The sequence below is a fragment of the Nocardiopsis sp. TSRI0078 genome (assembly GCF_001905145.1).
GTDB lineage: Bacteria > Actinomycetota > Actinomycetes > Streptosporangiales > Streptosporangiaceae > Nocardiopsis.
The window spans coordinates 169,929-195,904 of the sequence record NZ_LWLB01000036.1; the positions used below are offsets into that span (position 1 = coordinate 169,929).

At 72.8% G+C, this 25,976-nt stretch carries 20 protein-coding genes; 8 read left to right on the forward strand and 12 right to left on the reverse strand.

Annotation, left to right across the window (positions count from 1 at the left end):
- Window positions 1-16 precede the first annotated feature (16 nt).
- From A6A08_RS25310 to A6A08_RS25325, 4 genes are read right to left on the reverse strand one after another with little or no spacing between them, the layout of a single operon-like run.
- A complete protein-coding gene (locus A6A08_RS25310; protein WP_073705156.1) occupies window positions 17-766 on the reverse strand; it encodes a 2-oxo acid dehydrogenase subunit E2 in 750 nt (249 codons plus the stop codon).
- Window positions 763-1,017, reverse strand: a complete 255-nt coding sequence (locus A6A08_RS25315) for an acyl carrier protein (RefSeq protein ID WP_073705157.1) — start codon at window positions 1,015-1,017, stop codon at window positions 763-765. Before A6A08_RS25315 ends, A6A08_RS25310 begins: the two co-directional genes overlap by 4 nt.
- Window positions 1,007-2,908, reverse strand: coding sequence for an HAD family hydrolase (locus tag A6A08_RS25320; RefSeq protein ID WP_073705158.1), 1,902 nt, complete (start codon window positions 2,906-2,908; stop codon window positions 1,007-1,009). The genes A6A08_RS25315 and A6A08_RS25320 overlap by 11 nt, the downstream gene beginning before the upstream one ends.
- The gene (locus A6A08_RS25325; RefSeq protein WP_073705159.1) at window positions 2,905-3,969 is read right to left on the reverse strand and encodes a 3-oxoacyl-ACP synthase III family protein; all 1,065 of its coding nucleotides are present in this window, start codon (window positions 3,967-3,969) and stop codon (window positions 2,905-2,907) included. The genes A6A08_RS25320 and A6A08_RS25325 overlap by 4 nt, the downstream gene beginning before the upstream one ends.
- Window positions 3,970-4,705: 736 nt before the next feature.
- On the opposite strand from A6A08_RS25325, the gene A6A08_RS25330 reads away from it, so the two are divergent.
- The gene (locus tag A6A08_RS25330; protein ID WP_073705257.1) at window positions 4,706-5,677 is read left to right on the forward strand and encodes an aldo/keto reductase; all 972 of its coding nucleotides are present in this window, start codon (window positions 4,706-4,708) and stop codon (window positions 5,675-5,677) included.
- A 30-nt stretch (window positions 5,678-5,707) separates the two neighbouring features.
- Here the strand turns inward: A6A08_RS25330 and A6A08_RS25335 are convergent, their stop codons facing one another.
- Window positions 5,708-6,883, reverse strand: a complete 1,176-nt coding sequence (locus A6A08_RS25335) for a homoserine O-acetyltransferase (protein ID WP_073705160.1) — start codon at window positions 6,881-6,883, stop codon at window positions 5,708-5,710.
- Complete coding sequence (locus A6A08_RS25340) at window positions 6,880-8,196, reverse strand: bifunctional o-acetylhomoserine/o-acetylserine sulfhydrylase (RefSeq protein ID WP_073705161.1); 1,317 nt, start codon at window positions 8,194-8,196, stop codon at window positions 6,880-6,882. Before A6A08_RS25340 ends, A6A08_RS25335 begins: the two co-directional genes overlap by 4 nt.
- 451 nt (window positions 8,197-8,647) lie before the next feature.
- Here A6A08_RS25340 and A6A08_RS25345 point away from each other — a divergent pair, with 451 nt between their 5' ends.
- A complete protein-coding gene (locus tag A6A08_RS25345) occupies window positions 8,648-11,140 on the forward strand; it encodes an ATP-dependent Clp protease ATP-binding subunit (RefSeq protein WP_073705162.1) in 2,493 nt (830 codons plus the stop codon).
- A gap of 71 nt (window positions 11,141-11,211) precedes the next feature.
- Here the strand turns inward: A6A08_RS25345 and A6A08_RS25350 are convergent, their stop codons facing one another.
- The 6 genes from A6A08_RS25350 to A6A08_RS25370 form a co-directional block, all read right to left on the reverse strand.
- Window positions 11,212-12,507 carry a cellulase family glycosylhydrolase gene (locus A6A08_RS25350; protein ID WP_073705163.1) on the reverse strand — a complete coding sequence of 432 codons (1,296 nt, stop codon included), beginning with the start codon at window positions 12,505-12,507 and terminating at the stop codon, window positions 11,212-11,214.
- A gap of 310 nt (window positions 12,508-12,817) precedes the next feature.
- A complete protein-coding gene (locus A6A08_RS28385; protein WP_199867041.1) occupies window positions 12,818-12,994 on the reverse strand; it encodes a hypothetical protein in 177 nt (58 codons plus the stop codon).
- Between the two features lie 54 nt (window positions 12,995-13,048).
- Window positions 13,049-14,014 (reverse strand): LLM class F420-dependent oxidoreductase, encoded by a 966-nt coding sequence (locus A6A08_RS25355; protein ID WP_073705164.1) that lies wholly within the window; start codon window positions 14,012-14,014, stop codon window positions 13,049-13,051.
- Between the two features lie 54 nt (window positions 14,015-14,068).
- Complete coding sequence (locus tag A6A08_RS25360; RefSeq protein WP_083609276.1) at window positions 14,069-15,238, reverse strand: SDR family oxidoreductase; 1,170 nt, start codon at window positions 15,236-15,238, stop codon at window positions 14,069-14,071.
- Between the two features lie 262 nt (window positions 15,239-15,500).
- Window positions 15,501-15,905: a DUF2267 domain-containing protein gene (locus A6A08_RS25365; RefSeq protein WP_073705166.1), complete on the reverse strand. Its 405-nt coding sequence runs from the start codon at window positions 15,903-15,905 to the stop codon at window positions 15,501-15,503.
- Between the two features lie 143 nt (window positions 15,906-16,048).
- Window positions 16,049-16,390 carry a hypothetical protein gene (locus A6A08_RS25370; RefSeq protein WP_073705167.1) on the reverse strand — a complete coding sequence of 114 codons (342 nt, stop codon included), beginning with the start codon at window positions 16,388-16,390 and terminating at the stop codon, window positions 16,049-16,051.
- 276 nt (window positions 16,391-16,666) lie between these two features.
- On the opposite strand from A6A08_RS25370, the gene A6A08_RS25375 reads away from it, so the two are divergent.
- The 6 genes from A6A08_RS25375 to A6A08_RS25400 all read left to right on the forward strand — a co-directional run bounded on the left by A6A08_RS25375 (window position 16,667) and on the right by A6A08_RS25400 (window position 25,956).
- Window positions 16,667-18,052: an MFS transporter gene (locus A6A08_RS25375; protein ID WP_073705168.1), complete on the forward strand. Its 1,386-nt coding sequence runs from the start codon at window positions 16,667-16,669 to the stop codon at window positions 18,050-18,052.
- On the forward strand, window positions 18,042-19,481 hold the full coding sequence (locus A6A08_RS25380; protein ID WP_073705169.1) for an aminotransferase class V-fold PLP-dependent enzyme: 1,440 nt from the start codon (window positions 18,042-18,044) through the stop codon (window positions 19,479-19,481). Before A6A08_RS25375 ends, A6A08_RS25380 begins: the two co-directional genes overlap by 11 nt.
- A gap of 173 nt (window positions 19,482-19,654) precedes the next feature.
- The gene (mgrA, locus tag A6A08_RS25385) at window positions 19,655-20,650 is read left to right on the forward strand and encodes an L-glyceraldehyde 3-phosphate reductase (RefSeq protein ID WP_073705170.1); all 996 of its coding nucleotides are present in this window, start codon (window positions 19,655-19,657) and stop codon (window positions 20,648-20,650) included.
- A gap of 335 nt (window positions 20,651-20,985) precedes the next feature.
- The gene (locus tag A6A08_RS25390; RefSeq protein WP_242422893.1) at window positions 20,986-22,305 is read left to right on the forward strand and encodes an acetyl-CoA carboxylase biotin carboxylase subunit family protein; all 1,320 of its coding nucleotides are present in this window, start codon (window positions 20,986-20,988) and stop codon (window positions 22,303-22,305) included.
- Window positions 22,306-22,333: 28 nt separating this feature from the next.
- Entirely contained in the window at window positions 22,334-24,358 is a 2,025-nt protein-coding gene (locus tag A6A08_RS25395) for a CocE/NonD family hydrolase (RefSeq protein WP_073705172.1), read from the forward strand.
- 197 nt (window positions 24,359-24,555) lie between these two features.
- Window positions 24,556-25,956: a cytochrome P450 gene (locus tag A6A08_RS25400; RefSeq protein ID WP_083609278.1), complete on the forward strand. Its 1,401-nt coding sequence runs from the start codon at window positions 24,556-24,558 to the stop codon at window positions 25,954-25,956.
- The last annotated feature ends 20 nt before the right edge of the window (window positions 25,957-25,976 follow it).

Consider the following 25,976-nt stretch of genomic DNA (forward strand, 5'->3'; position numbering starts at 1 on the left):
CCGCTCTCGCGCGCCGTCATGTCCAGTTCTCCAGTCCGTGTTTGACCTCGCCCAGCAGCTCAGCCGCGAGGGCGCCGTCGACGACCCGGTGGTCGAAGGTGAGGCTGAGGGTGAGCACCGGTCGGACGACGACCTCTCCGTCGCGTACGACCGGGGTGTCGGTGATGGTGCCGATCCCGAATCCCCAGGTCCCGCCGATCATCGGCAGGATCGCGCGCACCGGTTCGTGGCCCACCGAGGTCACCGAGAAGGTGCCCTGGAGCCGGGCCCGGCGCCGGGGATCGCGCAGCACGGCCTTGTAGAGCACGCGGACCAGGGGCAGGGGCAGGCGCTGCAGCCTGCGTACCTGCGCGAAGGGGCCGCCCGGTGTGGCGTCGTCCTTCTTGTGGTCGTCGATGATCCGCTGGATGTCTGCGACGCCGAGTCCCTGCGCGGACTCGACGGATCCGGAGAGGACGCATCGCTGGCCGTCGACGGTCTTGTCGAACAGGACCTTGGCGTGCACGTCCTCGATCGTGGCCAGCCGGGGGCGCAGGCCGTCGCGCAGGACCGTGCGGGCGTCGCTGTTGGCGGCGATCGCGTCGGCGGCGGCCTTGACGACGTAGCTGACGTAGCTGGTCCGCTCGGCCGAGGTCCCACGGGCCCGGCGCAGGGCGGTGACGTCCACGTCGGCCAGGAGGTGGACGTGGCAGGTGTTGCGGGCGTCGCGCAGGAACGCGTAGGTCTGGCGGCGCTGGGCGGGCAGGTCCCGCAGGGGCGTGCTCACAGGTCGGCTCCGTCCCGAGCGGACACGTGGGGTTCGAGGACGGCCGCCATGTCGCCGAGGGTCCGGGCCCGTTCGAACGCGTCGTAGTCGAGTTCGGCGCCCAGCGCGCGTTCCAGGTAGACGAGCACGCGCAGGGCGTTGACCGAGTCCCAGCCCTCCACGTCGGCCAGGCGCACGTCCGGGCTCAGGCCGTCCTCGTCGACATCCAGGAGGTCGGCCACGACCTCGCTGGCCAGTTCCTCAGAGCGCATCGATGATCTCCTCGCCTCGGGTGATGGTGATCCAGGCGGGCAGCGGCGGGGGCTGCGCCAGGTCGTGGTGGAAGGCCCGGGTGCCGTCGGTGGCTCCCGCCGTGTCGGTGACCTCGGTGAAGCCCGCCTCGGGGTAGAAGCCGGCGAACTTCGCGTTGCGGTCGGTCCGGGTGAAGGAGGCGGTGACCGCGGAGGCGCCGTGGCGGAGTGCGGCGCGCAGGACGCTTCCGACGATCGCGTGCTCCACGTCGCGGGAGAAGACCCGGCAGCTCATGACGATGTTGCCGATCTCCCAGGCCCCGCCGTCCCCGGGGAGGAGGGCCAGCGCGGCGATCAGTCCGTTGTCGCCGAACCGGTCGGACAGGCGCGCGGCGTAGAAGCCGCCTCCCCGGCCGGTGATCCGTGCGATCTCCTCGGCGCCGTAGCGGCGGCCGGTGAGGTTGAACTGGTTGGTCTTGGCGAACAGCTGGACCACCCGTGCGGAGTTGAGCTCGTCCAGGGGTTCCAGGGAGAGCCTGGACTCCAGGGCGTGCAGGTAGCCCTCCAGGTTGTCGGACCCCGCCCGCAGCTGCTCACGGCCGGTCTGGGCGCGGTACATGTCGGCGCGGCCCCGGTCCTCCCGGGTGAGCCGCAGCAGGTCGACTCCGGCGGCACGGGCGACGGACAGGGCGTAGCCGCTCGGATCGGCGGGCATCTCGGGGACGGTGACCTCGGGCAGCGCATGGCGCATGAGCTCGCGCTCGGCGGGGTTGTCGTCGACGAACACCATGGCGTCGGTGCCGATGTTGAGTTCGCGGGCGAGTTCGGCGACGTTGTCCGGCTTGGGCCGCCAGTCGGCGCGGACGGCGACCAGGTCCTCGCGGGCGAGCACCATCTCGGGGTGGGTGGTGATGGCCTCCTCCGCGATGTCCGGGTCGTTCTTGGAGCTGACCGCGAGGATGACGCCCTGGCGGCCGAGGTCGCGCGCGAGTCCCTGCAGCTCGCTGAAGGCGGACCCGGGGTAGGCGCCGCCGACGCGGATGCCGCCGACGCCGTCGTCGCCGACCACCCCGCCCCACAGCGTGTTGTCCAGGTCCAGGACCAGGCACTTGCGGGCCAGTCCGAGCTCGGCGCGGGCCACCCGGGTCAGCTCCTCGGCGTAGGCGCGCAGGAAGTGGGGGGAGAACGCCTGACCCGCGATGTGGCGCATGCGGTCGTCGGCCGCCACGGTGGGGGTGTCGAGTCCGGCCGTGTCGACGACCACGACCGAGGCGTGGTCGGCGGCCAGTGCGAGGATGTCGGAGTTCATCCGGTGCCAGGCCGAGGCCAGGCGCGCACGGCCGGCGTAGTCGACGTGGCGTGCGCGGGCCAGCGGAGACAGGGGCACGGTGTTGAGGACGACGGTGCCGCCGAGGGTGCCCCGGCACGCGTGCGCCCACTCCGCCAGTTCGGCGGCGAACCCGGCGCAGCGCCGCTCGACCAGTTCGAGGTCGAGGGGATCGGCGACGGCCGACAGAACGGCCCGGTCGTCGAGCAGGCAGCTGACCACGCGGGGCTCCAGGTCGCCGAGTTCGGGTGCCCCGGTGAGGACCTCCAGCTGCCACTGGTCGAATCCGGCGGCGCGTGTGGCGGCGGCGACGCCCTCGCGGGCCAGGGCCGCGACAACCATGGGCGGCAGCGGGTCGATGGTGGAGCTGGCGAGGAAGGCGATCCGGGTCTCGCGGAAGGAACCGGACTCGGTGAGCGCGGTGCGTTGCTTGGCGCCGCCGACGAGGCGTCCGGCCGCCTCCAGGTCGAGCGGATCGGTCAGTTCGGCGATCAGCGCGCGGACCCGGCCGGGGTCGGTGCCGAGGCCGGCTCGTTTGAGGGCACGCAGTTCGGGGATCGGGCCGCGGCGGTCGGCGGTGGTCATCGGCCGTCGCCTCCGTCCCAGCGCAGGGCCATCCCGGAGACGACCCACTTGGAGGACTCGATGGCGGTGAGCAGCACGCGCCCTCCGTGGCCGTCGGGGGCACCGGCGATACGGCGCAGGGCCCGGTTGAGCTGGATGAACGGCAGGGCGTTGCCGTTGTTGCCGGTGTCGGCGACACAGGAGACCGCCTGCTCGGGGCGCACCCTCATGTGTTCGCGGATGCGCTCGGTCATCACCCCGTTGAGCTGCGGGGTGAGGACGTGCTCGACCTCGGCGACCGGCCAGCCGACCGACGCGGCCAGCTCCGTGAGGACCTCGGCGGCCAGGCCGGGCACGTTGGCCTCGATGGCCTTGTAGTCCTCCTCGGCCATCGGCTCGGGAACCGGCGTGCCCTTGGGCCCGGGGACCGTGGGGGCTCCCTCGGCGCCGTACCAGCGGACCAGCTGGGCCGGTTCGCGCCCCTTGCCGACGGTGCGCAGGATCATGTGCTCGGTGGTCAGCGCGGGGCCGTCTCCCTCGGACTCGACCACCGCGGCTCCCGCGCCGTCCCCGAACATCGCGAAGTTGACCATCCCGGCGGGCCCGAGCGCGCGGACCGCCTCGTCGCTGGAGGGCATCAGCCTGCGGCAGGTGTCGGCGCCGATCACCAGACCGCGTCCGGCGCCCGAGGACAGCAGGGCGCGGGCCGTGTAGAGGCCCTGGAGGGCTCCGGCGCACCCGGACGTCAGCTGGAGGACGGGCAGGTCGTCCAGACCAAGCCGGTCGGCGACGAGATTGGCCGTCGACGGCATCAGGTGGTCGGGCGAGGCCGTGGCGAGGATGAGGAAGTCCAGGTCACCCGCTCCCACGGCGGCGGACTCCATGGCCCGCCGCCCCGCGTCGGTGGCCAGTTCACCGGTGAGTTTGGGTACTCCGTCCGGACTGCCGGGATCGCACAGGTACCGGGTGCGGTTGCCGGTGATCCGCTCCAGCCACCGCTCGTGCAGTCCGAAGCGCTCAGCGAGGTCGCGGTTGGTCACGGGCTCGCCCGGCAGTACCTCGCTCAGGGCTCTGATACGCATTCGACTCTTCCCATAGAGGTGGTTTCACCCGACGGTGACCAGGAAGTTCAACATGGAATGAAATTCCAACATGACCCTCGCCACTCTGCTGGAAGCCGAGGTGGAGATTCCCCCGGTTCGACGCCCTGGGAACTGCCATGACCTCGCCGCCATCAACAACGACATTAGAGTCACAAAGGACGTATCGACCACCCCTAAACCAACCCTGGAAACCCCTAGAAGACCCCTAAAATGGAAATCACAGCATGCGGCAACTCGGCCACGGAAAGTAAATTTGACATGCACCCCCGGAATCCAGCTCAGATTCAAGGTGTTACTCGGAGTAGCGCCGAACTGCTTGACACCCCTGTTAGCGGGTCGACCGCGCCCCGTTCTCAGCAGACAGGGGAACGCACCCCCGCGGTGTCGGTACGAACGCCTCGGCCAATCAGGGAAGCGGAAAACCCGAATTCGCCCCGGCTTTCCCCAAGCGCCATGCCAGAGACACCGTGCATTCGACACCCCGACCGGGATGTCACCCCACGGAAACGAAAACAAAATAAGGATTAAACCGAAATGCGTTCCATCCTTGGAGTACCGCACCCCGGGAGTCCTCCGACCCACCGCCCCGGGCTCGCCGTGCCCCTTCCGCCCGTCGGGTGACACTCCGGCGGGACGGAGAACGACGGCCTCCCCGCCGCCCTCCGGTCTAGCCTGTCGACCGCACGCACCCTGCACCCGACAGAACACGGTGATCATGAAGGACGTACAGCTCCGCCGCCTCGGCCGCTCCGACCTGCACGTGTCCCCCCTGTGCCTGGGCGGGAACGTCTTCGGCTGGACCGCGGACGAGCGCACCTCGTTCCAGGTCCTGGACGCCTACACGGCGGCCGGGGGCAACTTCCTCGACACCGCGGACTCCTACTCCGCCTGGGTCGAGGGGCACCGGGGCGGCGAGTCCGAGACCGTCATCGGCCGCTGGCTGGCCTCCCGCGGACGGCCCTCGGACCTGGTCATCGCCACCAAGGTCAGCCGGCACCCCGACTTCCCCGGCCTGTCCGAGGCCAACGTCAAGGCGGCCGCGAAGGCCTCCCTGGACCGGCTTGGCGTGGAGGCCATCGACCTGTACTACGCGCACTTCGACGACGCCGAGACCCCGCTGGCCGAGAGCGCGCGGGCCTTCTCCGACCTGGTGGACGAGGGCAGGGTGCGCTACGTGGGCCTGTCCAACCACAGCCCCGACCGCATCCGCGAGTGGCTGGAGGTCTGCGAGCGGGAGGGGCTGCACGCCCCGGTGTGCGTCCAGCCCCTGTACAACCTGATGGAGCGCGGGATCGAGTCCGACCTGGTGCCCCTGGCCCGGGAGCGCGGTCTGGCCCTGCTGCCCTACTTCGGCCTGGCCCGCGGCTTCCTCACCGGCAAGTACCGTCCGGGCGCCGCCGAGGTCGACAGCCCGCGCGCGGGCAGCGCCCGCGCCTACCTGGACGACCCGCGCGGCGAGCGGGTGCTCCGGGCACTGGACACCGTCGCCGAGCGCGGCGGCATCTCCCAGGCCGCCGCCGCGCTGTCCTGGCTGGCGGACCGGCCCGGTGTGGTGTCGGTGCTCGCCAGCGCCCGCAACCCCGAGCAGCTCGCGGACCTGCTGCCCGTCAACCGCGTGCGGTTGGGCGAGGAGCCCGTGTCCCTGCTCACAGAGGCCTCCGCCCCCGAGGGCTCCGCCGCCTCCTGAAGCCCCTCCCCGGCTCGCCCGCCCGGCCTCTCACGGGTGGGGGGCCGGGTGTGGCCCGCCGCGTCCGTGCCGGTCCTGGTCGTCCAGGAGTTCGCGGACCAGGGCGGACACCTGGTCGACCTCGACGAGGAACCCGTCGTGGCCGTGCGGCGAGGTGATCACCCGCGCCCGACCGGGCACCGACAGGTGGCGGGCGATCTCGTCCTGCTGCCTCAGCGGGTAGAGGTGGTCGCTGCTCACCCCCGCCACGATGGTCCGCTCGGGCAGCCGGCGCAGGGCCTCGGCCGCGCCGCCGCGTCCCCGCCCCACGTCGTGTCCGTTCATCGCCTCGGTCAGCAGCACGTAGCTGGCCGCGTCGAAGCGGCGGGACAGCTTCCGCGCGTGGTGGTCGAGGTAGGACTCCACCGCGAAACGGCCGCCCGAGCCGGGGTCCTCCCCGTCTTGGGGGCGGCGGCCGAACCGGTCGTCGAACTCGTCCGCGCCCCGGTAGGTGACGTGCGCGATCCGCCGCGCCACGCCCAGCCCGGCGCTGGGGAACCGGCCGGTGCCGTGGTAGTCGCCGCCGCACCAGTCCGGGTCGGCGCGGATGGCGTGCAGCTGGGGCGCGGCCCAGGCGATCTGCCAGGCGGCGGTGGCCGCCGGGCAGGCCAGGACCAGGAGCCGGCGGACGCGCTCGGGGAAGGTCGCGGCCCACTCCAGAGCGCGCATGCCGCCCATGGACCCGCCGACCACCGCCGCCCAGGCGTCGATCCCCAAGGCATCGGCGAGCGCCTCCTCGGCGCGCACCGTGTCGCGGACGGTGACGCTCGGGAACCGGCTCCCCCAGGCCCTCCCGTCCGGCGCGGGCGAGGAGGGGCCGGTACTGCCCTGGCAGCCGCCCAGCACGTTGGGGGCCACCACGAAGAACCTGTCGGTGTCCAGTGCCAGCCCCGGCCCGACCAGCCCCTCCCACCAGCCGGGGCTGGGGTGTCCGGGGCCCGCCGGACCGGTGACGTGGGAGTCACCGGTGAGCGCATGCAGCACGAGGACCGCGTTGGTTCCGTGCGCGTTCGGCCTGCCCCAGGTCTGGTAGGCGATGCGCACGCCGGGCAGGCGCCGCCCCGACTCCAGCTCCAGGGGCGTGTCCCGCTCGACCCAGAGCCGTTCGCCGACGGGGTCGCCGTCCCGCCACCCACCGGCGGCGGAACGGCTGGGGGCCTCGGTCACTGGTGCGCCTTCGCGGCCTGGAAGCCCAGCTCCAGGTCGGCCTTGAGGTCGTCCACGTGCTCCAGGCCGACCGCGAGGCGGATCAGCCCTGGGGTGACTCCGGCGCCGGCCTGCTCCTCGGGGGAGAGCTGGCCGTGCGTGGTGCTGGCGGGGTGGACGATGAGACTGCGCACATCGCCGATGTTGACCAGCTGGCTGAACAGCTCGGTACCGTCCACGAAGGCCCGTCCGGCGTCGACGCCGCCGTGCAGGTCGAAGGAGACGACGGCGCCCGCGCCCCCGGGCAGGTACCGACGCGCCTGCTCGTGGGAGGGGTTGGAGGGCAGGCCCGCGTAGTAGACCCTCTCGACCTCGTCTCGCGACTCCAGCCACTCGGCGAGGGCCTGGGCGTTGGCGACGTGGCGCTCCATACGCAGCGACAGGGTCTCGATGCCCTGGAGGATGAGGAAGCTGTTGAGCGGGGCGATGGCGGCACCGGTGTCGCGCAGCAGCTGCACGCGCAGCTTCGCCGCGTAGGCGCCCGGGCCGAGGGCCTCCCAGTACTTGAGGCCGTGGTAGCTGGGGTCGGGCTCGACGAAGCCGGGGAACCGGTCGCCGTGGGCGCCGAAGTCGAAGGTGCCCGCGTCCACGACCGCCCCGGCGACGGTGGTGCCGTGTCCGCCGAGGTACTTGGTGGCCGAGTGCACGACGATGTCGGCGCCGTGCTCGATGGGCCGCAGCAGGTAGGGCGTGGGCACGGTGTTGTCGACGATGAGCGGCACGCCCTCGGCGTGCGCGGTGTCGGCGACGGCGCGCACGTCCAGGACGTTGCCGCCGGGGTTGGCGAGGGTCTCGGCGAAGTAGAACCCCGTCTCGGGGCGGGTGGCCGCGCGCCAGGCCTCGGGGTCGTTCTGGTCCTCGACGAAGCTGACCTCGATACCGAGCCTGGGCAGCGTGTAGCGGAAGAGGTTATAGGTGCCGCCGTAGAGCAGGGGGCTCGCGACGGCGTGGCCGCCCGCGCCGACCAGGTTGAGCACGGCGGCGGTGACAGCGGCGGCCCCCGAGGCGAAGGCGACGGCCGCGGCGCCACCCTCCAGTGCGGCCAGGCGCTGCTCCAGGACGTCCTGCGTCGGGTTCATGATCCGTGTGTAGATGTTGCCCGGCTCGGCGAGGCTGAAGAGGTCGGCGCCGTGCTGGGTGTCGCGGAAGACGTAGGAGGTCGTCTGGTAGATGGGCGTGGCCCGGGCGTTGGTGGCGGGGTCGGGCGCGGCCCCGGCGTGGATCTGCCGGGTCTCGAAGGACCAGGCCTGTTCGGGCGTGGCGTCGGTGGTCATGGCTCAACCTCTGTCTGGTGTCGGATCGAAGGAGCGGGGCTCCGGGACGGTGGACGGCCCCCGCCGCCCACCGGAGGGTCAGGGCCTCCAGGGCACACCGACCACCCGCGCACGGTCGACGTGGGGTCGTCGGATGAGCGTGGTCATGGGACGAGATTAACACTCCGTATCAGCAGGTGACCAGCGCTTCTCACATGATGGACATCCCTTGCCCGCCGGCCAACCCCGCCGGCCCACCCCGCCGCCCCGTGTTATCCCGCGCCGGACCGGGGTAGCGGGCCGGGACGGGGTCCCGGCCCGGCGCGGGCTCCCCCGACGCGAGCCCCGGTGCGGGCGGGCCGCGGCCCTCGCGCACGTTCGGCCCCCCACACCGGGATCCGTTACCGGCCGATCCACGGCCATTCGCTTAGGGTGAAAAGGCCACTACAGAACGCACGGGGGACGAGACGAGATGACACACGACCTTCCCGAAGACCGCGGCGGCGACCCGGGGTCGTTCGACGAGTTCCTGGCGCGCTTCCTGGGGGCACGGGGGCCGGTCCGCCGCGTGGACCTGTCCAAGCTCATGAGCCCCGAGGCCCAGCAGGTGGCCGACGCCGCGGTACGCAGCGCCCTGGAGACCGGCGGCGCCGACGTCGACACGGTCCACCTGCTGTGGTCGCTGCTGCGGCACCCGCCCACGCGGGAACTGCTGGAGCACGCCGGATCCGACACCCGTCAGATCATCGACATCATCGACCACGCGGTCTCCCAGGCCCCGAGGTCGGTGCGCGGTTCGGCCCGGCTCACGCCCGCCGCCAAGCGCGCCCTGCTCGACGCCCTGCAGATCGCGCGGGCCACGGGCAGCTCCAGCATCACGCCCGAGCACCTGCTCTTCGCCCTGGCGGTCAACACCGACAGCGCCGTCGGCCAGCTCCTGCACAGCTCGGGGGTCACCCCCCAGTCCCTGCAGAAGGCGGCCGGGACCCCGTCCTCCGCCGGACAGGCCGAGGAGGAGCCGTCGCCCACCCCGACCCTGGACGAGTTCGGCACCGACATGACCGAGATGGCCCGCGAGGGCCGCCTGGACCCGGTGGTCGGCCGCGACGACGAGGTCGAGCAGTGCATCGAGGTGCTGGCCCGGCGCCGCAAGAACAACCCGGTCCTCATCGGCGACCCGGGCGTGGGCAAGACCGCGATCGTGGAGGGCATCGCCCAGCGCATCTTCGACGACGACGCCCCCGAGAACCTGCGCGGACGCCGCCTGGTCCAGCTCGACCTGTCCGGGGTCGTGGCGGGCACGCGCTACCGGGGCGACTTCGAGGAGCGCCTGAACAAGATCGTGGACGAGATCCGCGACCAGTCCGACCACCTGCTCGTCTTCATCGACGAGCTCCACACCATCGTCGGCGCCGGTGCCGCCGAGGGCTCCACGAGCGCCGGGAACATGCTCAAGCCCGCCCTGGCCCGCGGGGAGCTGCACATCATCGGCGCGACCACCGTGGACGAGTACCGCAAGAACGTCGAGAAGGACGCGGCGCTGGAGCGCCGCTTCCAGCCGATCCTGGTGCCCGAGCCGTCGGTGGAGGACACCGTCGAGATCCTGCGCGGGCTGCGCGACCGCTACGAGGCCCACCACCAGGTGAGGTTCAGCGACGAGAGCCTGGTGTCGGCGGCCGAGCTGTCGGACCGCTACATCACCGACCGGTTCCTGCCGGACAAGGCCATCGACCTCGTCGACCAGGCGGGCGCGCGGGTGCGCCTGCGGTTGAAGAGCTCCAGTTCCTCGCTCCGTGAGCTGGAGGGCAGGCTCAAGGGCCTGGAGAAGGAGAAGGAGAAGGCGGTCCAGGAGGAGGACTACGAGCGCGCCTCCGCGCTGCGCGACGAGATCGCCGAGGCCAAGGGGGCGATCCACCAGGCGCGCGGCACCGGTTCGGCGGTACCGGAGGTGACCGGTGCCGACATCGCCGAGGTGGTCTCCCGCAGCACCGGCATCCCGGTCACCCAGCTCACCCAGGAGGAGCGGGACCGGCTGGTCAACCTGGAGGAGGTGCTGCACGAGCGGGTGATCGGCCAGGACGAGGCGGTCACGGCCGTCGCGGAGGCGATCCGCCGCTCGCGGGCCGGCCTGGGCGACCCCGACCGGCCGGTGGGCAGCTTCCTCTTCCTCGGGCCGACCGGTGTGGGCAAGACGGAGCTGGCGCGGGCGCTGGCCGAGGCCCTGTTCGGCTCCGAGGAGTCCATGATCCGCATCGACATGAGCGAGTTCCAGGAGCGGCACACCACCAGCCGCCTGACGGGCGCTCCCCCCGGGTTCGTGGGCTACGAGGAGGCGGGCCAGCTCACCGAGGCCGTGCGCCGCCACCCGTACTCGGTACTGCTGCTGGACGAGGTCGAGAAGGCCCACCAGGACGTGTTCAACCTGCTGCTGCAGCTGCTGGACGACGGGCGCCTGACCGACGGCCAGGGCCGCACGGTGGACTTTCGCAACACGGTGGTCATCATGACCAGCAACCTGGGGTCGGAGGTGATCACCGGCGGCGGCCCGATGGGATTCACCAGCGGCGGCCAGGTGGACCCCGACACCGAGCAGCGGGTGATGCGGCGGCTGCGGGAGGAGTTCCGCCCCGAGTTCATCAACCGCATCGACGAGGTCATCGTCTTCAAGCAGCTGGGCGAGGAGGAGCTGGGCCGGATCACCCGGCTGATGCTGGAGCGCACCGAGAGGCGGCTGCGCGCGCAGGACATCACCGTGCGGTTCACCGACGAGGCGGTGGGGTGGCTGTCCGAGCGCGGCTACCAGCCCACCTACGGCGCCCGTCCGATGGCGCGCACGATCCAGCGCGAGGTCGGCAACCGGCTCTCGCGCATGGTGCTGGACCAGCAGATCGTGGCGGGCGACCACGTGCTGGTGGACGTGGACGACACCGGGGAGCTGCGGATCTCCACCGTGCCCTCGTTCTGAACCGGGGGTCGGCGCCCCGCTCCCCGCGGGGCGGGCGGTGCGGGGCGGGCCGGTCGGCCCGCCCCGGCCGGTCAGCAGGCCCCGACGTCGCGCCAGACGCCCCACTCGCCCGTGGTGCCCGGCTCCTCGCCCCGGGTCCACCACTGGGCCTCGTACAGGCGTCCGCCGTGGCCGACCCGGTCCCCGCCGGTGTACACCTGTCCCGAGGACCAGGCCGGGGCCTCGCACCCCTCCGGGTCGGTCGGGTCGGTCGGGTCGGTCGGATCGGTGGGCGCGTCCCCGCTCTCGCGGACACGGTCGCGGATCCACTCCCCCGCGGGCTTGAGCGCGTCCGTCCCGGTCCAGGGGCCGTCCGCGGCGCAGGTGCCGGGCTCGAAGACGGCCCCGGAGCGGAAGTCGTCGGAGAAGTTCCAGTTCACCCAGCTGATCTGCTCCTCGGCCATGAGGTCGAGGTAGGCCTGGGCGGAGGCGAAGTCGTTCGGCCCGTCCCCGCTGGCCTCCTGGGTGCCGAACTCGGTGACGAACAGCGGCAGCTCCCGTGCCGCGGCCCGCAGGCCCTCCCGGTGGGAGTCGCCGTGTGTGGCCGCGTAGAAGTGGAAGACGTACATGATGTTGTCGGCGTCGACCGGGTCCGCGGTGATCTCGGTGTGGTCGGAGCCGTCGGACAGGCCCAGGGAGGACCAGCCCCGGGTCCCGACGAGGACGACGGCGTCGGGGTCCTCGGCGCGCACGACCGGGATGATCTCCTCGGCGTAGCCCTTGATCGCGCCCCAGGAGACGTGGTTGGGCTCGTTGGCGATCTCGTACAGGACGTTGTCCTTGTCGGCGTGGGCGGCCGCGACCTCGGTGAAGAAGGTGCGCGCCAGATCGGTGTTGTGGTTGGGATCGCCGGGCGTGAGCATGTGCCAGTCGACGATGACGTACATGCCGCGCTCGGTGCCCTCCTCGATGAGCTCGTGGACCCGGTCGGTGAAGCCGCGCGGGTCGGTCTCGTAGCCGCCCTCCTGGACGTACATGGACACGCGCAGCACGTCGGCGTTCCAGTCGTGGGCGAGCGCGTCCAGGGATCCGTCGGTGAGGCAGTCGCCGTACCACTGCAGGCCGTGGGAGCTCATCCCGGTGAGCTGGACGGTGTCGCCGCTCTCGTCGCAGAGCTTGAGTCCGCAGACCCGTAGCCGGCCGTGCTCCCCCACCGGGCCGGCCGCGGCCTCCCGGGCGGCCTCACCGGTCCCCGCGGAGCCGGAAGGGGCCTCGGTCGGGCCCTGTGCGGCCGCGGGAGCGGCGAGGGAGGGGGTGGTGAGGAGCGCGCCCACGAGGGCGGCCGCGGCCAGGACGCGGCCTCGGGCGGAGGGCGGGGGTGGCGCCACGGTTCTTCCTCCAGCGGGTGGCGGCTCGGTACCGCGCACGAGGGCCGGACCGAACCGGAAGGAGCCTTTTCTTTTCCTGGCAACGTAGGCCCGCCGCCACACGGAGGGCAATACCCCCTACGGAACGAATCCGCCCCGCTCGTGGCGGGGCCGGCTCCGTCGGCGGGCGGTGGGGGCCGGGCGGACGCGGAGGAGGGAAAGGAAAGGGGGAGACGGGCTTCGGGCCCCGTCGGACACACGGGTTCCGCGGGACGCACGGGTCACGGTGCGTCCCATGCTCCCTTGCGCACGGGTGCTCCCGGCGGTGTCCTCAGACGGGTTCCGGCTCGGGCTCCGGACCGGGCGGTTCGGGGAAGGGGCCCCGGCCGGGCGGTTCGGGCTCCGGTTCCGGCTGCGGCGGAGGGTCCGGCATCGGGGTCGGGGGGAACGGGTCCGGCGGCATCGGATCGGGCTCGCGCAGGGTTCCGTCACGGGTACGGGTGCTCATGTTCTCCTCCTCGCCGGGGCGGCGCTCGGGAGGCCGCGCACCGCCCCTTCCGGTTCAGGTCCCGGCCCTGAGCCGGGGCAGGACCTCGTTCGCGTAGAACTCGAAGAACCCCTCCTGGTCGTCACCGACCTGGCAGACGTAGACCTCGTCCACCCCCGTCTCCAGGTACGGTCTGACCGCCGCCACGTGCACCTCGGGGTCGGGACCACAGGCGACCTCGTCGGCCACCATCTCCGGGGTGACCAGGCTCTCGGTGAGCTGCTCGAAGTGGCGCGGCAGCGGGAGCAGCTGGGGGGCCTCGCCCGCCAGCGCCTCGGTGGGCCACCTCTCGTACGCCACGCGCCGGGCCTCCTCCTCGCTCCGGGCCCAGCAGACCTTGAGCCCGCCCTGGACCGGCTTGCCGGCGCCGCCCTCGGCGCGGAAGGTCTCGATGGTCTCGCCGCTGGGCGCCACCTGGATCAGGCCGTCGGTCTCGCGTGCGGCCAGCCTGGTCGCCTTGGGGCCGAACGCGGACATGTAGATCCTCGGCGGTTCCTCCGGCAGCGTGTACAGGCGGGCGGTGTCGACCTCGTAGTACTCGCCCCGGTGGGTGACGAGCTTGCCGGTCCACAGCTTGCGCATCACCTCGATGGCCTCCTCCAGCATCGACAGGCGCCGGGAGACCGGCGGCCAGGGCTGGCCGAGGATGTGCTCGTTGAGCGCCTCGCCGGTGCCCACACCCAGGGTGAACCCGCCCCTGACCATCTCCGCCGAGGTCGCGGCCGCCTGCGCGACCACCGCCGGATGTACGCGCGTGGTCGGGCAGGTCACCGCGGTGGTGATCGGCAGGGACGTCACCTGCCCGATCGCGCCGATCACCGACCACACGAACGGGCTCTGCCCCTGGGAGTCCAGCCACGGGTGGTAGTGGTCGGAGATCCACAGGGCGTCGAACCCCGCCTCCTCCGCGAGCCGGGCCTGGCGGACCAGCTCCCCGGGGCCGTGCTCCTCACAGGCGAGAAAGTATCCGAAACGCGTCACGTCGCAACCCCCGATCGCCGCTGTCTGCGTATCTTCCGCGCCGCCTCGCGCCGGTCACCGGCCCGGCGCCTCCGGTCCCTCCCCGCGGGGCTCCTGCTTGGGCGGTCCCTCGCCGCCGGGTCCCTGGTTGAGGCGCTGGGCGGCGTCCTCGTTGAGCGCCGTGGGCAGTTTCAGCGCGCGGTTGACGGCGTCGTCGTCCGCCTCGCCTCCGGTCCGCTCCTGCGCGTGCCCGGACGGTCCGGGCAGCACCCTGTCCATGACGCGCGTCACGCCCTGGACGAAGGAGGGGCACAGGCCCCGGGAGACGATGACCATCCTGGCCAGCGGGGTGAGCACGAGGTAGCTGTGCCCCCGGGCCGCCGCCTCCACGATCCGGTGGGCCGCGCGCTCGGCGTTCACCGAGACCAGGGGCAGCCCGGCGCCCAGGGAGAACCAGGTGTACTCGCGCTCGGGCCGACCCGAGAACACGGCGGCCTTGTGGGATCCGGTGCGCATCAGGCCCGGGACCACGGTGGTGACCCGCACGCCCCGGCTCGCGACCTCGGCGCCCAGCCCCTCCGACAGCCCGACCTCGGCGAACTTCGCGCAGGAGTAGGGCAGCAGGTGCGGCACGCTCAGGTGGCCGCCGATGGAGGTGATGTTGACCAGCGAGCCGCCCGTCTCGCCCAGGGGGCCGAGTGCGGCCCGGGAGATGCGCAGCGGCGCCCAGAACATCGTCTCCATGGCGTCCCGGAATCGGCTCTCGGAGAGCGTCTCGTGCGGTCCGACCTGGATGATCCCCGCGTTGTTGACGACGAAGTCCAGGCGCCCGAAGGCTCCGACGGCCTCCTCCACCAGGTTCTCGGCCTGGTCGGGGTCGCGGATGTCGCACTGGACGCCGTGCACGCGCACGCCCCGGCCCTCCAGGTCGGTCAGCGCCCGGTCGAGTCCGTCCCGGTCGCGCGCGCAGACCACGACGGACGCGCCGCGCGAGCCGAACTCGCGGGCCATCTGGAGCCCGAGCCCGCGGGAGCCGCCGGTGACCAGCGCGACCTTACCGGGCAGCCGGGTGACGCGCCGCCTCCCGCGCAGCGCCGCGGCGCCGACGCCCAGGACGGCACCGGCCACGGCCCAGGAGGCCGCGCCGCCGCGGCGGCGGCGCACGGGTTCGGGTTCGTTCCTGTTCCGGAGTCTGGACACCGCCCAGCCCGCGGCGGTCAGGGCCAGGGGTGTCTTGCCTCGCATCACCGGCCGCTCCGTCCGTCGTGGTCCAAGGCCCGGTACGCGGTAGGTGTCGCCACCATGTCACTCCCTGTTCGTCGGAAGAACGGTCCTGGAGGGATGTGCGGGTGTACGGCTACCCGGGGCGGGGGAGCCGAAAACGGCGGGGGCGGCCGCACATGGGTGCATCCCGGTGTCGCGGTCGGGGCGCCCCCGGGCGGGCGTACGCGCCCGGGGGACACCTCCCCAACCCGGTTCCGCGCCGGGGTCGCGGTCCCGGGGGTTCTCAGCGCCGTCCGCCCTGGAGGCTGAACCGCCGCAGGTCCTCCGGCAGGGCCTGGCGAACCCTGTCCATGACTCCCCCGGTGGTGGCCTCGTCGAGCACCTCGAACACGGCGTGGGTGCTCTGCTCGGCCTCCGGCGGGTCGCTGTGCGCCCGCTGCGCCACCCTGCTGAGGAACTCCTGCTGGTCGAAGCCCTCGGCGCCCGGCCCCTGCTCCGTCTGCCGGGTCACCCGGCGCATGTTCTCCCCGATCTCACGCGGCAGCTGCGCGGCGAGGTCGTCGCCGAGGCCGGGGTCGACCCGTTCGGCGAGGGTCTCCAGCGTCGCCCTCGCGGCCTCCTCCGCGGCACCGCGGCTGCCCAGGCGGGCGCGTGCCTGGACCTGCCCGATGAAGGTGTCGTGCTGCATGGTGCTTCCCCCTTCTGGCGCTGCCGCAGCCCCGCGGCGGTGCGGTGGAGGACCCGTCGGGGACGGCCCCTCCCCGTCACCCGCGCACGCGGGGCGCTACGGCGGATACGGCCTCCCACCCCCGCGGAGCGGGGCGGGCCGCCTCACTGCTGGTCGCCCTTGGGCTTGGCGGGCTGGTTGGGAACGCCCTGCGGCGGCGGGCTCGACGCGGGGGCCGCGGTGTCCGTGCCCACCGGTGAGCCGCCGGTCGGCGGGCCGGGCCGCTCGGGCTGGAAGTCCTGTGCACCTCCGGAGGGCTCGGCGCCCTCCTCCAGGTCGTGGAGCCGGTGGCGCAGGATCTCCAGGACCCCGGCCCGGTTGGCGTGGCTCTCCTCGTAGTCGATCAGCTGCCGCATCTGCTCGGTGTCGAGTGAGCGGACGCGGTGCTGGAGCGTCCCGACCGGGAGTCCCTCGTATCCCTCGATCGGGGGCGTGGTCTCGTGCATCGGCGCTCCCTCCCCTTCTGCTCCGTACGACGATGGGGTGTAGGGGCACAGCTACCCGGGAGCCTGGACACGAAACAGCAGGTGGAACCGGCTTTCGAGGACGATCCGAACACCTCTGGGCGGCGGGTGGGCCGTTGATGCGCCCGTCCCTTCGGAGTAACGTCGGCGCGTGGCCCTCCCCCAGTACGCCGGGCGCGCTCCCGTCGGGCGCCACGGCCCCTCCCCCACCACACCCCCTCCCGTCACAACCTCCCCTCACCTCACACGGCTCCTCCCGTGACCCCGCCGCTGACACGTGCACGACTCCTGGGGTACGGGGCGGGTTCGGTGGGCACCGGCGTCTTCTCCGCCCTGCCCGGCCTGCTGCTGCTCTACTACCTCACCGACGTCCTGGGTGTCCCCGCCGGGCCGGCCGGACTGGTACTGGTCCTGCCCAAGGTCTGGGACATGCTGGCCGACCCCGTGATCGGGGTGGCCAGCGACCGCGAGGCCGCGCGCACCGGCCGCCGGACCCGGCTCATGCTCACCGGCGCGCTCACCCTGCCGGTGCTGTTCGCCGCCATGTTCGCCGCGCCCGTGTCGGCCCCCGTGTGGTCGGCGGTGTGGGTGGGCTGCGCGTTCTTGCTGGCCACCACGGCGTTCAACCTGTTCCAGGTTCCCTACGTCGCCCTGCCCGCGGAGATCTCCCCGCGCCGCGACCAGCGCGCCCGCGCCATGTCGTGGCGGGTGGTGTGCCTGACCCTGGGCATCCTCGCGGCGGGCGGCCTGGCGCCGGTGGTGGTGGAGTCGGCCGGGGGCGGGCGCGCCGGCCACCTGGTGATGGGCGAGGCCATCGGCCTGCTGCTGGGCACGGCGCTGCTGGCCTCCACCGCCGGCACCCGGTGGATCGTCAGCCGTCCCGGACCGCGCGTGCTCGGTCCCGTGGCGGCCCTGCGCGCCGCGCGCGGCAACCGGGCGTTCTTCCGCCTGGCCCTCGCCTTCGCCCTCCAGGCCCTGGCGGTGTCGGTGATGCTCGCCGCCGCCCCGTACGTGGCCGCCCACCTCCTGGACGACTACGGGCTGACCTCGGCCATGTTCGTGTGCGTGGTCGGTCCCAGCCTGGTGGCGGTCCCCGCCTGGTCCGCCGCCGCACGCCGGTTCGGCACGGTGCGCTGCTACCTGGCGGCGGTGGCCGCGATAGCCGCCTCGGCCCTGCTGCTCCTCCCGGCGGTGCTGAGCGAGCAGGCCGTGCCCGTGCTGGCGGTGACCGGCCTGGTGGGCCTGTGCTACACCGGCCTGCAGCTGCTGCCCCTGTCGCTGCTCCCCGAGACCGTGCGCGAGGACGCCGGGCGCAGCGGGCAGGCCCAGGCGGGCACGTTCACCGGGATGTGGACGGGCCTGGAGACCGGAGCGATGGCGCTGGGGCCGGGACTGTTCGCGGCGGTGCTGGGCCTGACGGCGTTCCGCTCCGCCGAGGCGTCGGCGGCGGTGGCCCAGCCCGACAGCGCCCTGGCCGGCATCGGCGCGGGGTTCAGCCTGCTGCCCGCCGCATTGTTCCTGGCGAGCCTGCCGCCGCTGCTCGCCCTCCGCCGCGGGCGCCTGGACGACCGCCCCCTCGAACACACCGGCACCGACCCCGGCGCCGCACCCGACACCGACCCCGGAGACCGCAGTGCCACCTGAGCCGCTACCCGAGTCCGGACGCTCCACCGACGACCTGCTCGCCGAACTCTCCCGCCTCCGGGAGGGCGACCTGCCCGTGCGCGAGGGGCGGGTGGCCGCCTACGTGTACGACCCGGGCCGGCCGGATGCGCGCGAGGCCGGGCACCGCGCGTACATGGAGATGGTCGAGGTCAACGGCCTGGACCCCACGGCCTTCCCGAGCACCGTGGCCCTGGAGCGGTGGGTGGTGGGCGCGGTCGCCTCCGTCCTGGGCGGTGACGCGTCCACACCCGGGATCTTCACCAGCGGCGGCACCGAGTCGATCATGCTGGCGGTCAAGGCCGCCCGCGACACCCGCCCCGCCCGGGGGCGCGGCGAGGTCGTCCTGCCGGTGACCGCGCACCCGGCGTTCCGCAAGGCCTGCCACTACCTGGGACTGGACCCGGTGACCGTCCCGGTGGACCCCGAGAGCCTGCGCGCGGCCCCCGGAGCCGTGGCCGGGGCCCTCACACCGCGCACCGTGATGGTGGTGGCGTCGGCGCCGTCCTACCCGCACGGCGTGGTCGACCCGGTGGCGGAGATCGCCGCGCTGGCCGCCGGGCGGGGCGTGCTCTGCCACGTGGACGCCTGCGTGGGCGGCTGGGTGCTGCCGTGGCTGGAGGAGGGCTCGGCTCCCCCGTTCGACCTGTCGGTGCCCGGGGTCACCTCGCTCTCCTGCGACCTGCACAAGTACGGGTACACGCCCAAGGGCGCCTCGGTGGTGCTGTTCGCCGACGGGCGGCTGCGCAGGGGCGCCTACTACGCCGGCGCCGACTGGCCCGGGTACACGGTCGTCAACTCCACCGTGCAGAGCAGCAAGGGCGCCGGGCCGCTGGCCGGGGCCTGGGCCACCCTGAACGCGCTGGGCGCCTCGGGGTACCGGGAGCTGGCCCGGGAGGCGATGGCCGCCGCGCGCCGCCTGCGTGAGGGTGTGGCGCGGATCCCCGGGCTGCGGGTGCTGGGCGACCCGGACGCGCCGCTGGTGGCGCTGGCCTCGGACGAGGTGGACGTGTTCGTGCTCGCCGACAGGGTCGCGGAGTCGGGCTGGTTCCTGCAGCCGCAGCTGTCCTACGCGGGGATCCCCGCCAACCTGCACCTGACCCTGACCGGGGTGTCGCTGGCGGGGGTGGAGGCGCTGCTGGAGGTGCTCGCCGAGGCGGTCCCGGCGGTGCGGGGCGTGCGCCCGCGGGTCCCCGAGGGCCTGGCCGAGGCGGTCTCCGCGCTGGACCTGTCCTCCCTGGACGACCGGGGGTTCGCGGAGCTGCTGGCCTCGGTGGGGGTGGACCTGTCGGGCCCCGGCGGTTCGGGGACGGCCGTGGTCAACACGGTGCTGGACGGCCTCGAACCGTCGGTGCGCGAGGCCCTGCTGGTGCGCTTCCTCTCCGCGCTGTACTCTCCGCACGCCGGTTGACCGGGCCGCGCCGCCCGGCCCGGCCCGATTGGTTGCCTCGCACGCCGTTCACCGCGGGGGCCGCCCGCGCGGGATACTGCGACCGCGCGGCTCCGGCCGGCGCACGGCCCCGGCGGGGAGAGCGCCCCGTCCGCGCTCCGACGAGCGCCCAGCCACATGAGAGAGAAGGACAGATGACCTACGTCGCCGCCCCGACGCGGTACGAGACGATGCCCTACCGCAGGTGCGGCCGCAGCGGCCTGCGCCTGCCCGCCCTGTCCCTGGGCCTGTGGCACAACTTCGGCCACGACCGCGGCATCGAGAGCCAGAGCGACATCATCCTGCGCGCGTTCGACCTGGGTGTGACCCACTTCGACCTGGCCAACAACTACGGTCCCCCGCCCGGGTCGGCCGAGGAGAACTTCGGCCGGGTCATGGCCCGCGACCTGCGCCCCTACCGCGACGAGATCGTGGTCTCGACCAAGGCCGGGTTCCTGATGTGGCCCGGCCCCTACGGCGAGTGGGGCTCGCGCAAGAACCTGCTGGCCAGCCTGGACCAGAGCCTGGAGCGCATGGGCCTGGAGTACGTGGACGTCTTCTACCACCACCGGCCCGACCCCGACACCCCGCTGGAGGAGTCCATGGGCGCGCTGGACACGGCGGTGCGCCAGGGCAAGGCCCTGTACGCGGGCGTGTCCAACTACTCCCCCGAGCGGACCCGCGAGGCCGCGGCCATCCTGCGCGACCTGGGCACGCCGATGCTCATCCACCAGCCCTCCTACTCGATGTTCAACCGGTGGGTGGAGGACGGCCTGCTCGACGTCCTCGACGAGGTCGGCGCGGGCTCCATCGCCTACTCCCCGCTGTCGCAGGGGCTGCTGACCGACCGGTACCTCGACGGCGTGCCGGAGGGCTCGAGGGCGGCCGGGAGCAGCCCGTTCCTGACCGCCGAGGGCATCACCGAGGAGGTGCTGCGGCGGGTGCGCGCGCTCAACGCCGTCGCCGAGCGCCGCGGGCAGTCGCTGGCCCAGATGGCGCTGGCCTGGGTGCTGCGCGGCGAGCGGGTGACCTCGGCGGTGATCGGCGCGAGCAGCGTCTCCCAGCTGGAGGACAACGTGGCGGCGGTCGGCAACCTGGAGTTCGACGCGAAGGAGCTGGCCGAGATCGACGAGTACGCCCGCGCGGACTGACCCGTGCCGGGGCGGCCCGACCCGCCCGCGCCGGCGCCCTCCGGGCGGTCGGCACCGGCCGGAAGGGCCGGCACGGGCCGCCCCGGAGGGGACCCGACGGGGTCCTCCCGGCAGGAGCCGAGGGGACTCCGGACAGGCCCGTCGGGACTCTCCCGCCAGGAGCCGGGAGGGCGCTCCGAGGGTGTCGTCCCAGGTCGTACGGGCCCCCTTCCAGTGGCCACCGCGCTGACCAGTACCTCCGCCCTGTGGGACGAAACACTTCCGGTTTGGAGCAGCGATCACGGGTAGTCGCATCTGTACGCACCTGAAGATCACAGTCCTATTACGAGAAGGCGGTGCAGGCAGCTGTGAAGAACGTGTTCGTGGTCGGTCTGGACGAACGGAACCTGGAGATCCTGCGCAGAACCCCCACGGGGCGTCAGTGTCGGTTCCACCAACTGCTGGACCTGGACGAGCTCCAGACCGGTGAGGTGGACATCAACGCACTGGTGGCCAAGGCGGAGCGGATCCTGGACGACTTCGACGGCTCCGTCGACGCGATCGTCGGCTACTGGGACTTCCCCGTGACCCTGCTCGTGCCCATCCTGTGCTCCAGCCGCGGCCTGCCCTCGGCGTCACTGGAGTCCTTCGTCAAGTGCGAGCACAAGTACTGGAGCAGGCTGCTGCAGAGCGAGGTCATCGACGAGCACCCGCCCTTCGCCCTGGTCGACCTCAACGACGAGAACGTCAAGCCCCCCGAGAGCCCCGGCTATCCGATGTGGCTCAAGCCGGTGAAGTCGGCCTCCTCCCTGCTGGCCTTCCGCGTCGAGAGCGACGAGGATTTCTACGAGGCCGTGGAGAAGCTGCGCGAGGGCATCGACACGATCGGGCGGCCCTTCGAGCAGATCCTGGACCGGGTGGACCTTCCCCCGGAGATCTCCTCCGTGGGCGGGCGCACCTGCCTGGCCGAGGCCGCCATGCACGGCGTGCAGGCCGCGGTCGAGGGTTACGTGTACAAGGGCGAGATCGTGGTCTACGGCTCCCTGGACTCGGTCGACTACCCCGCCAGCCCGGTGTTCCTGCGGCACCAGTACCCCTCGGAACTGCCCGAGGAGGTGCGCGAGCGGATGCGCGACGTCGCCGTCAAGGTCATCGGGAAGTCCGGGATGGACAACGCCACCTTCAGCATCGAGTTCTTCTACGACCCGGTCGAGGAGGGCCTCAACCTCCTGGAGGTCAACACCCGCCACTCCCAGTCCCACGCGAGGCTCTTCGAACTGGTGGACGGGGTCTCCAACCACGAGCGCATGCTCCGGCTGGCCCTCGGGCAGGACCCGCGCCTGCCCGACGACATGCACGGCGAGTTCAACGTGGCCGCGGAGTGGTACTACCGCAGGTTCGACGACGCCGTCGTCGTGCGCGTGCCCACCCCGGAGGAGACCGCCGAGATCGAGGAGTCCCTGCCCGGCCTGAGCATCGACGAGATCGTGCCCGAGCAGGGTGAACGCCTCTCGGAGATGGCCTTCCAGGACAGCTACAGCTACGAGCTCGCCAAGATCACCATCGGCGCCGAGGACGACACCGAGATGCGCGCCAAGTACGAGCGCTGCGTGGAGGAGATGCGGTTCGAGTTCTTCGAGGAGGGCGACTCCCCCGCCAGGACCGTCCAGCACTGAAGCCAGCACCGAAGGGAGGCCCCCGTCCATGCACGTGGTCAAGAACCTGCCGCACGCCCTTCACACCGACGAACACCTGTGGATCCCCATGTCGGACGGCGTGCGGCTGGCCGCCAAGGTGTGGCGTCCCACCTCCTCGGACGCGACACCGGTACCGGCGGTGCTGGAGTACATCCCCTACCGCAGGCGCGACCTGACGGCCGTGCGTGACTCCATGCACCACCCCTACATCGCCGGGCACGGCTACGCCTGCGTCCGCGTGGACCTGCGCGGAACCGGTGACTCCGAGGGCGTGCTCACCGACGAGTACCTGGAACGCGAGCAGCAGGACGCCGAGGAGATCCTGGCCTGGCTGGCCGAACAGCCCTGGTGCGACGGCAGCACCAGCATGCTGGGGCTGTCCTGGGGCGCATTCGCCGCCCTTCAGGTGGCGGCGCGGCAGCCGCCCAGCCTCGGCACCATCATCATCAGCTCCTTCACCGACGACCGCTACGGCGACGACTTCCACTACATGGGCGGCTGCCTGCTCTCGGACAACCTCGCCGAGGCGGGGACGATGTTCTCCGCCTCCACCCTGCCCCCCGACCCGGTCATCGTCGGCGAGGAGTGGCGGCGGATGTGGCACGAGCGGCTGGACGCCAGCAAGCCGTGGGTGCTGGAGTGGCTGCGCCACCAGCACCGCGACGACTACTGGCGACACGCGTCGGTGTCGGAGGACTACTCCGAGGTGCGCTGCCCCGTCCTGGCCTCCAGCGGGTGGGCCGACGGCTACTCCAACGCCGTCCTGCGGCTCCTGTGGGCCCTGAAGGCCCCCGCCAAGGGTCTGGTCGGCCCCTGGTCGCACCGCTACCCGCACATGGGCTACCCGGGCCCGGCGATCGGCTACCTCCAGGAAGTCGTGCGCTGGCTGGACCACTGGCTCAAGGGCGTGGACAACGGCGTCGACAAGGGCCCGGTCCTCTGGGCGTGGATGCAGAACAGCGTTCCGCCCTCCACCTCCTACCACGAGCGTCCCGGCCGGTGGGTGAGCGAGGACGAGTGGCCCTCGCCGAACGTGAAGTACACCCCCTACCCCCTGGCCAAGTACAGGATGGGCCTCCCCGGGGAGAAGATCGAGAGCGAGTCACTGACCCTGCGGTCCCCGCTGACCGTGGGCCAGTTCGCGGGCAAGTGGGCCTCCTACAACGCTCCGCCCGACCTGCCCTACGACCAGCGCGAGGAGGACGGCGGCTCCCTGGTCTTCGACAGCGACGTCCTGTCGGAGGACGTGGAGATCCTGGGCTCCGCCGCGGTCGAACTGGAGGTCTCGGTCACCGAGCCCGTGGCCATGATCGCGGCCAGGCTGGTCGACGTCGACCCCGAGGGCAGCGCCACGCGCGTGACCTACGGGCTGCTCAACCTCACCCACCGCAACGGGCACGAGCACCCCGAGATCATGGAGCCGGGCGAGATCCACCGGGTGAGGCTGACGATGAACGGCGTCGCGCAGGTGTTCCCGGCCGGCCACCGGATCCGGTTGTCGCTCTCCACCTCCTACTGGCCGCTGGCCTGGCCGCCGCCGCGTCCGGTGATGCTGACGGTGCACCCGCAGAACAGCAACCTGATCCTGCCGGTGCGCCCGCGCCCCGAGACCGACGAGTCCGATCCGCAGCCCTTCGAGGAGCCGGAGTCGACGCCGGAGATCTCCACCACGCGCAGGGAGAAGCCGGAGCACCGCTGGACCGTCCACCGCGACCTGGTGGACACCCACTCCTCGCTGGAGATCGTCAAGGACGGGGGCATCCTGCACTTCGACGACATCGACCTGGACGTCGGACGGCGCGCCTACGAGCTCTACGAGTCCGTGGCCGGCGACTTCACCTCCGCGCGCGGACAGTCGACGTGGACGGTCCGCTTCGCCCGCGGGGACTGGCGTACCCGGACCGAGACCCACACGACGCTGGAGTGCACGGAGACCGACTTCCGTGTGTACGCGACCCTGGACGCCTTCGAGAACGACGAAAGGATCTTCTCCCGGCAGTGGCGGGAGACGGTGCCCCGGGACCACCTGTGACCGGATCCCGGACGCGGTGGCCGACGACCGGCGGCCGCGTCCGGGCACGGGGGCCGCGGGGCCCGCGGGCGTAGGCCCGAAGCGGTGGCCGGAAGGCGGGACCCTCGGCGGAGGGGCCCAAGGAACGGGAAAGGCCCGGGCGGAGGGGTCCGGGGACAGAGTCCGGGAGCGGACCGATCGAGGGGGGAACGGTTCCGATGCCCACACAAGACCGGCGGGAGGCGCGGCCACCGGCGGGGACGGGCCGCCGGGGCGAGGCGGACCGTCCGCGACAGGGACGGCGCCCGGGCGCGTCGGAGACGGCGCGTCTGCTGGCCTCGGTCCTGCTGCCCAACGTCGCCCGGGGCGTGGTCCTGCGCCGCCCGCTGATGACGAGGCTGCTCACGGGGCTGGACGCCGACCGGCGGGCGGTCGCCGCCCTGCGCGAGATGCGCGAACGCCACGGCGACGACCCGCTGCCGCTGAGCCTGGCGGGGCGCCGGGCGGCGCTGGTGCTGTCCCCGCAGGACGTGCGCCGGCTGCTGCGGGAGACCCCGGAGCCCTTCTCTCCCGGCGGCCGGGAGAAGAACGGCGCCCTGTCGCACTTCGAGCCGCACGGAGTACTCGTCTCCGACCACGCGGACCGCCCCCGGCGGCGCGCGGCCAACGAGGCCGCCCTGGTGCCGGGGCAGGCGATCCACCCCGACGGGGACACCCTCGCGGCGCAGGCCGACGAGGAGGCGCTCGCCCTCGCACTCGCCCTGCACGAGGACGGTGGCGACCTGGACTGGCGGCGGTTCACCCGGTCCTTCGGCGCGATGGCCCGGAGGATGGTCTTCGGCGCCTTCGCCGCGGACGACCACCGGACGACCGAGCTGCTGTACCGCCTGCGGGCACGGGCGAACTGGGCGTACGCGGCCCCCGTCCGCCACAAGGCCAGGACCGAGTTCCTCGACCGGGTGCGCGCCAACGTGGAACGCGCCGAACCGGGCAGCCTGGCCCGGAGGCTGGTCGCGGGAGCCCCCGCCGGGGGCGGCCGCGACACGGACCCGCGTCCGGAGGACCAGGCGGCGCACTGGCTGTTCGCGTTCGACGCGGCCGCCGTCGTCGCGTTCCGGGCCCTGGCGCTGCTGACCTCGCTCAGTCCGGGAGCGTACGCGGCGCGCGAGGAGGTCGACACCCGTGAGGGGCTCGACCTGCCGCTGCTGCGGGCGACGGTGCGCGAGTCGGCGCGGCTGTGGCCGACCACGCTCGTGGTGATCCGGGAGAGCACGCGCGAGACGTCCTGGCGGGAGGAGGTGTTCGGGGCGGGGACCGCCTTCCTGATCGTGAGCTCCTACTTCCACCGGGACTCCTCGAGGCTTCCGTACGCCGACGCGTTCGAGCCGCGGATCTGGCTCGACGGGCGCGCCGAGGACGAGCCGGGGATCCTCCCCTTCAGCTACGGCCCGGCCGCGTGCGCGGGGATCGACGTGGTGCCGCTGGCGGTGTCCCTGTTCCTGCGCGCGCTGCTCCGGGACCGGGACCTGGCCCGCGTGGACGCGGGCGGACCGCTGCCCGCGTCGGGGCTGCCCGCGTCGCTGAACCACTTCGCACTGCGGTTCTCGCTTTCGACCTGAACCGGGCCGGACCCGCCGCG